General features: G+C 50.1%; 4 protein-coding genes. 1 reads left to right on the forward strand and 3 read right to left on the reverse strand.

The features are described 5' to 3' along the window. Positions 1-37 precede the first annotated feature (37 nt). The 3 genes from yjbE to galF form a co-directional block, all read right to left on the reverse strand. Positions 38-265, reverse strand: a complete 228-nt coding sequence (yjbE, locus tag CWM52_RS21200; protein ID WP_100685895.1) for an exopolysaccharide production protein YjbE — start codon at positions 263-265, stop codon at positions 38-40. Between the two features lie 1,253 nt (positions 266-1,518). After that, on the reverse strand, positions 1,519-2,148 hold the full coding sequence (locus CWM52_RS21205) for a phosphatase PAP2 family protein (protein WP_100685896.1): 630 nt from the start codon (positions 2,146-2,148) through the stop codon (positions 1,519-1,521). Positions 2,149-2,621: 473 nt separating this feature from the next. Continuing rightward, the gene (gene galF, locus CWM52_RS21210) at positions 2,622-3,512 is read right to left on the reverse strand and encodes a UTP--glucose-1-phosphate uridylyltransferase GalF (protein WP_100685897.1); all 891 of its coding nucleotides are present in this window, start codon (positions 3,510-3,512) and stop codon (positions 2,622-2,624) included. A gap of 903 nt (positions 3,513-4,415) precedes the next feature. On the opposite strand from galF, the gene CWM52_RS21220 reads away from it, so the two are divergent. Beyond that, positions 4,416-6,002: a TerC family protein gene (locus tag CWM52_RS21220; RefSeq protein WP_100685900.1), complete on the forward strand. Its 1,587-nt coding sequence runs from the start codon at positions 4,416-4,418 to the stop codon at positions 6,000-6,002. Positions 6,003-6,273: the final 271 nt, after the last annotated feature.

Here is a 6,273-nt window from a genome sequence, read left to right on the forward strand (position 1 = left end):
ACCACACTTGCGTGTGGTTATAAATTATATTTTTGACTTAACGGGTTGTTGCTGTTGTGGTCGTGGTGCTGGTGTTGTTGTTGGAGTTGCTACCATTGGTACCCATGGCAACCGCGATCCCTGCAGCAACCGCCACACCCACACCGACACCGATCGCAGTGGTGGTGCCCGCACTCATCGTAGAAGGACTAGCCGGGGCCGCTGAGACGCTCATAGACGCGCCCGCGAGCATCAATGCAGCCAATACACCGATAGTTTTCTTCATAATGACTCCTTATCATTGGATGAAAAAACGACTTACATGACATGAGCTATTACAATAGCCCAATAGACTTTATAAATAAAACATAAATGGCACAACAAAACTGACTGATTACGCAGCTTTTTTACCTGAGTGGAAATATGCAGTGATTTATTTTTCTTTTAAATCAAAATATTACATAGGTAAGGCAAAATATTTATGGCAGCATTGCGCAGTGCCACCAATCCCTTATCAATATATTCCAGATACTCGCTCGGATAACACTCAGTCAATTGCAGCCATCGAAAACCCAACCTAATGCATTGAAATATAATATTTTATTTCAAAAGACCATTTTGTAGTGTCAAGCTATCTGTCGATATACTCAAGGTATGGAATATAGCGGTCTGGAACAAGGAAATTCTGAAAATGAAATGGGCAGACAATATGCCGCGTCTGGTGTTCTGCTTCGCATTTATGCCTGTGCTGGTAGCTGTTGTCCGCCGCTCTCAATCTCTTTCTTCATGATTCTTGTCGCCTGCCCAGCCATGCGGCCCGGCTGGCAATGTTAAAAATGTCTGCTCGTTGCGCTGCGGGTATCGCGGCTTTTTCACGCGACATAGCGGCGAGCGTTTATCAATCAATAAAGGGGCAAATAGAGGGAAAATCACAGATCGTCTGTTTACAGCACCTTACCCTTTGAAGACGCTACCGCCCTTGGCTTAACAGCTACCAATGCACTGTACTTCATTTATACATTTCAGCTGGCACAGCGCCCGCCTGATTATTATTCACTGACAGTATTTTAGCGGCATTAAGTTTACGAGATTCTGCCGGCAAATGGGAGTAAAAATGACAACTATTCGCTTATAAAAACGGCTAAAGCTGACTCATCCGACAAGCGGACAGCTCTTCATTAAGATTGTTTAATAATATCTCGCCAGGCCAGCCTGCGGAGCCTGGCTTTCGCATCGGAAAAAACATAACCAACTGTTTTATAAGTATTTTGCCGGATGCACCAAATTAACCAGACTTATTCGCATTACTTTCGTCAACTACAAAAATTAATACCCTTCATTCATTTTTTATACTTGACAAACATAACTCATATTCATGAATCCGACGCACTCTGTCTATTTAGGATAGTTCTCAGTATCGTGACTTCCTGCGCCAGAAAAAATATTATTCAGATGTAGTAACAACTCTTTATTTCACGCATATGAATGTGGAGACAAGGTTCGTTTTATTATTTTCACTCACAGCATTCAGCAGCGCACTCAGTAATAACGCTTATGCAAATCCGCCCTGGTAAAGGGCTTTTCCAGTGGGCCAATCTTGACGGCAATGTCTCCCAGCAGAGACTGGGTGGGCGCTTTAGCCCCGGTATTGAGCAGCACCACCGGAATGATAATCAGACTGAATACCCCGCCCCATGAGAGCTGCGCATCAACCGCCCGCGATGAGTTCCGCTGCAGCAGCAGAAACAGTGCGCTACCGCAGGCGCCAAGCAGCAGCCCGGCAGTCACTTCAGACAGGGAGTGGGCATGAATCGCCAGACGGGAATACCCCACAAGGCCTGCCAGCAAATACCCCATCACCATTGCGGTCCGACGTAAAGCAACGCTACCGCGAGCGCAGAGCAGCCATAAGAAAATGGGCCAGAAGGCCGTAGATAAAGCGGTGTGCCCGCTAAAACCCGTGAAATCAAGCTCGCGGATGCCGATCCCCCAGCCCATAAAAGCCAGTTTTGATGCACTGACGATGGCGCCGGTAATACCAAACATCGATCCCCACTGCCAGGCTATCTGTCTCGAAGGCCTGCGCAGAAATAAAACCATGAACACTGCTGCCGCGCTGGGTAACAGCACGGTACTATCGCCAAAAAAAGAAACCCACTGCCAGTTCATTTATTTTTCATCCTTTGACGATTTCTCCAGTCCACAGCGCCTTTTCCATGACGTTGGTATGGGCATACACATCCAATAACTTCACATTTTTATGCATGCATGACTGTTGTTTAATGCGTAAGCATGATCTCAGTCAAGTTTTATTTTTTTATGACAACCCGCAGCATGCATATTTTTTTAAGAAAATTCTTATTAAGTGATTATTAGCAAACATAAAATTCTGCTACTCCGACCATTCCATCACAGGAGGGCCAGCACAACAACCAGATGTCTCCGAAGTCGCTTTTTGTGTATACATTTAGCGCGTTTCAGCAAACAGGCATAACCATCTGATTTATATTGATTAATATTTATCTAAAATATGCTGTTTTAATCAACAGCTTTGTTTACAGAAGCATGCGACATAATGAATTTATGCCTCATACTTCTGTAAATCCTGCATTTTCACACTTCTGAAATCTGGCGCCGCCTATTTACGCAAGTAACTTCTTAATACTTTCGCGGAATTTCGTGCCTTCTTTATGGTTACGCAGCCCGTAGTTTACGAAGGCCTGCATGTAGCCCATTTTTTTGCCGCAGTCGTAACTTTCGCCCGTCATTAACATGGCGTCCACAGGCTGCTTCTTCGCCAGCTCAGCGATCGCATCGGTCAGCTGAATACGGCCCCATGCGCCAGGTTGAGTGCGCTCCAGCTCGGCCCATACATCGGCGGAAAGAACATAGCGTCCTACGGCCATCAGATCGGAATCCAGGGTCTGCGGCTCATCAGGCTTCTCGATAAACTCAACGATCCGCCCAATCTGCCCTTCCACGTTCAGCGGCTCTTTGGTCTGAATCACGGAATACTCGGACAGGTCGCCTTCCATTCTCTTGGCCAGCACCTGGCTACGTCCGGTTTCGTTAAAGCGGGCTACCATGGCTGCCAGGTTATAGCGCAGCGGGTCGGCGCTGGCAGCGTCCAGCACGATGTCCGGCAGCACAACAACGAACGGGTTATCCCCTACGATCGGGCGGGCACAGAGAATAGAGTGCCCCAGTCCCAGCGGCTGCGCCTGGCGTACGTTCATAATGGTCACGCCCGGCGGACAGATTGCCTGTACCTCAGCCAGCAGCTGACGTTTGACGCGCTGCTCAAGCAACGCTTCCAGTTCATAGGAGGTATCGAAATGGTTTTCCACGGCATTCTTAGAAGAGTGGGTAACCAGTACAATCTCCTTGATGCCTGCAGCCACAATCTCGTCGACGATATACTGAACCATCGGCTTATCAACGATTGGCAGCATCTCTTTCGGAATCGCCTTGGTGGCCGGCAACATATGCATCCCCAATCCGGCTACCGGAATAACTGCTTTCAAACTTGCCATTCTCATATCCACCCATATAGTGATAAATCTTCGATACCCGCCCGATTACAGGTTCCCTTGGTATCAATCTGTGATATTACCCTTTTGCTCTCAGTCCGACTTCCTGCAAAATTCCGAAACTACATGTTTCATCAGAGAATACACTCAAAGTATTAGGTCCGACAGAGTGGTTTAAGAAATTTCTCATGAAACTGGCGTCATCTTCTACGCTGCATCAGGACTTTCTTCTGTTTTCGTACAAGTTGCAGGACTTCTCTCTACTTTCCCGGCGACGGACGCGACGGAGGGCGCTATTGAATACTGCGTAAAACGCAGAAAAAAGAGGGGTTATTCTCATGAACACCCGGCCATAATTCATAAAAATAATGATTGCCGCTATTTTCGCTAGAAAATAGCGCAGGAAGCTTTCCGCTGCGCCCATCATGCCTTCCCTCGGTCCTTGCCCGCTATCCATGCCTTCCATCGGCTCTGTGCTTTACACCTCATTTCAAACTACTGGTATCCTCTGATTAAACAAAATATTTTGCAAGCCACGACATTCAGTAGGATGAAAATCTGGATAGCGACGATTTGTTGATTGAATAGGGTGTTTTCCCCCTGCTCCTGATGGCGTCTGATTTTCATACTGCTATTCGTCCAGAGAGGGCAATAACCTGGCATTATTGATCCAGTACAATATTTGCAATATTTATATTCAGTTGTTCGCCGCCATACTTTTTCCTAATAAGCTTATTCGCATAAAAAATAATCGCGCACGTCTATAATTCATGCAGTTTAATATCGCGAGCCGGGACATTCTCCCGCTTCTCGCGACGGCATAAGGTGAGAATATATTGCAATTTAACCGTCGCTTATCCATGATCGACGGATGGCACTCTCGGGTAGTATAGGTTTTAACTAATGATGGAATGGATTGCCGACCCCTCAATTTGGGCCGGTCTCATAACGCTGGTGGTTATAGAGCTGGTTCTCGGTATTGATAACCTCGTTTTTATCGCAATCCTGGCGGAAAAGCTCCCTCCGGCCCAGCGCGATCGCGCGCGGGTGATTGGCCTGATGCTGGCGATGCTGATGCGTCTGCTGCTGCTCGCCTCGATATCCTGGCTGGTCACTCTGACCAGGCCGCTGTTCACCTACCACGACCTCAGCTTTAGCGCACGTGATTTGATTATGTTGTTTGGCGGGTTATTCCTGTTGTTTAAAGCCACCGTTGAGCTGAATGAACGGCTGGAGGGTAAAGACAGCGATAATCCGGTTCAGCGCAAGGGGGCGAGGTTCTGGGGCGTGGTCGCCCAGATTGTGGTGCTGGATGCTATCTTCTCCCTCGACTCGGTGATCACCGCCGTAGGCATGGTGGACCATCTGGTGGTGATGATGGCGGCCGTGGTTATTGCCATGAGTTTGATGCTGCTCGCCAGCAAAGCGCTGACGCGGTTTGTCAACAGCCACCCGACTATCGTTATTCTCTGTCTGAGCTTCCTGCTGATGATTGGTTTCAGCCTGATTGCCGAAGGGTTTGGCTTCCCCATCCCGAAAGGTTATCTGTATGCGGCCATTGGCTTCTCGGTCATCATTGAGTCGCTGAACCAGCTGGCGCTGTTCAACCGCCGTCGCTTCCTCTCCGCGAACCTCACGCTCCGCCAGCGGACAACCGAAGCGGTGATGAATTTACTCAGCGGGCATAAAGAAACCGCCGAACTCAGTAGCGATACCGCCGCACTCATTGACAGCCAGGTCGACAATCCGCTGTTCAACCCCCAGGAACGCCGGATGATTGGCCGGGTGCTGAATCTCAACCAGCGCACCGTCAGCAGCATTATGACCTCGCGCCATGATATCGAGCATATTGACCTCAGCGCGCCGGAAGATGAAATCCGCGCGCTGCTGGAGAAAAATCAGCATACCCGGCTGGTCGTCACCGGCGGAAATGATGATGAAGATCTGCTTGGCGTGGTTCACGTTATCGACCTGCTACAGCAATCGCTGCGCCACGAACCGCTCGACCTGCGCGTCCTGCTCCGGCAGCCGCTGGTGTTCCCTGAGACGCTGCCTCTGTTGTCAGCGCTGGAGCAGTTCCGCCATGCCAGGACCCATTTTGCCTTCGTGGTGGATGAGTTTGGTTCCGTTGAGGGGGTGGTGACGTTGAGCGATGTCATGGAAACCATCGCCGGCAATTTACCCAACGAGGCTGAAGAGATTGATGCCCGCCACGATATCGCGAAAAACCCTGACGGCAGCTGGACCGCCAATGGGCATATGCCGCTGGAAGATTTAGTGCAGTACATTCCCCTGCCGCTCGATGATAAGCGCGAGTATCACACGATTGCCGGTCTGTTGATGGAAAATCTGCAGCATGTCCCTGAAGCGGGCGAAGAGGTGAAAATTGGCCACTACATCGTACGAACGTTGCAGGTCGAGAGTCACCGGGTGCAGAAAGTACAGATTATCCCGCCGCCACCGCGGGACGATGAGCTGAGTTACGAAGTGTGAGCCCGCGGCACTGTTGCTCTCCCCTGCTGCTCTATAGCTCTCCCCCGGTGGCGCTACGCTTACCGGGGCTACGGGTCGGAAGCCTGGTAGCCCGGATAAGGCGTTAGCGCCGCAATCCGGGTCGGGCAGGTCGTACCGTGGTCAGGCAGGTCACGCCGCTGTCAATCGTGGTAAGCCCCGCTGCTCTCCCCCGGTGGCGCTGCGCTTACCGGGGCTACGGATCGGAAGCCTGGTAGCCCGGATAAGGCGTTAGCGCCGCAATCCGGGTCGG

Source organism: Raoultella sp. T31 (assembly GCF_002806725.1).
Taxonomy (GTDB): domain Bacteria; phylum Pseudomonadota; class Gammaproteobacteria; order Enterobacterales; family Enterobacteriaceae; genus Klebsiella; species Klebsiella electrica.